The sequence below is a fragment of the Mangrovimonas sp. TPBH4 genome (assembly GCF_001280505.1).
Lineage (GTDB): Bacteria > Bacteroidota > Bacteroidia > Flavobacteriales > Flavobacteriaceae > Mangrovimonas_A.
Genome location: NZ_LBIO01000027.1, coordinates 1 through 1,309, shown reverse-complemented (window position 1 = coordinate 1,309; position 1,309 = coordinate 1). Strand labels below are relative to the sequence as shown.

Genomic DNA, 1,309 nt, shown 5'->3' with positions numbered 1-1,309 from the left:
TATACTACGGGGTATTAATCCAAATTTCTCTGGGCTATCCCCCTGTAAGAGGTAGGTTGCATACGCGTTACGCACCCGTGCGCCACTCGCCGGCGGAAAAGCAAGCTTTTCCCCGCTGCCGTTCGACTTGCATGTGTTAGGCCTGCCGCTAGCGTTCATCCTGAGCCAGGATCAAACTCTTCATCGTTAAATCTTAAATATTATCTAGACTCCCGAAACGGAATTTTCTGGTTCTCAAAATGGCTTGTTCTTTGTTCGACCAGATCTTTAAAAAAGATCCAATCTTACGCTGTCAATTCAATATGTTAATGAACTTGTCTTCTTTGTTTTTCCTAAGCTTATCGCTTAAGCGGGTGCAAATATAGAACCCTTTTTTGAAGCTCGCAATAGTTTTGGTTATTTTTTTAAAAGTTTTTTTTTCGTGGCGCAATCGCCTCTCAAAAACACTTATAACCGATACTCTCAATGAACTCCCTTCGCTACGACAGCGCTCGCTGTTTTTGCGGCTGCAAATATACCGCCTTTTTGGATATGTGCAAGGTTTATTTCAAACTTTTGATGTTTTTTTCTAAAGTAAAAACATACACCTCTGGAATAAAAGGCTTTAAATATAATAAATAATTCAACATGCCCGATCACTTATAAATCCATTTAACCTTTTCAATTTCAAATTACATATACCACCATAGAATCCCCTTACAATAAAATTGAAGATTCTCAATTTGCATGTGGATACCGCCCTGCAAAAAGCAACTTCAAACTACATTTAATATAGTATTGAAACTGGATATTGTTCCCTCGACAATAAACAACAATAAACTCTTGCCTTATTGACCTTAGCACTTCCGATAAAAAGTTGGATCCTATCTTTCCCCAACCCTAGCAAAAGGAGAAGACTTTACTCTCCTCCAGTCTCCCTATTCCCTTGAAGTAATATATGGACGTACTTCAACTTCATTAAAAGGTATAGGCCCTTGGGAAAAATTAATGTGCGACAGATCTAGTTTAACAATTTAGGGATCCCCTTTAAAGGGCACAGTACACATACCCATAGCCCTTTTTGCCTCATTATCCATCAACCATCCTAGGAAATCCGAAAGCGTAAAGCATATCTGTAGTTAGGCTTTTGTATTGTTACGAAGGTTTGTTTGATTCATAAAAACAAAAAGCCCCCAGCAATTCAATGCTGGGGGCTTGCAAACCTGCCGCCTGGCAGGCAAAAAAGGCGACGACCTACTCTCCCACGGGTGCAGTACCATCGGCGCTAACGGGCTTAACTTCTCTGTTCGGAAAGGTAAGAGGTGAGCCC

At 40.6% G+C, this 1,309-nt stretch carries 2 rRNA genes; both read right to left on the bottom strand.

Features of this window, described 5'->3' with window-relative positions:
* A 16S ribosomal RNA gene (locus tag ZA05_RS00610) occupies window positions 1-187 on the bottom strand; the annotation flags it as partial.
* Between the two features lie 1,033 nt (window positions 188-1,220).
* Window positions 1,221-1,309, bottom strand: a 5S ribosomal RNA gene (gene rrf, locus ZA05_RS00605); the annotation flags it as partial.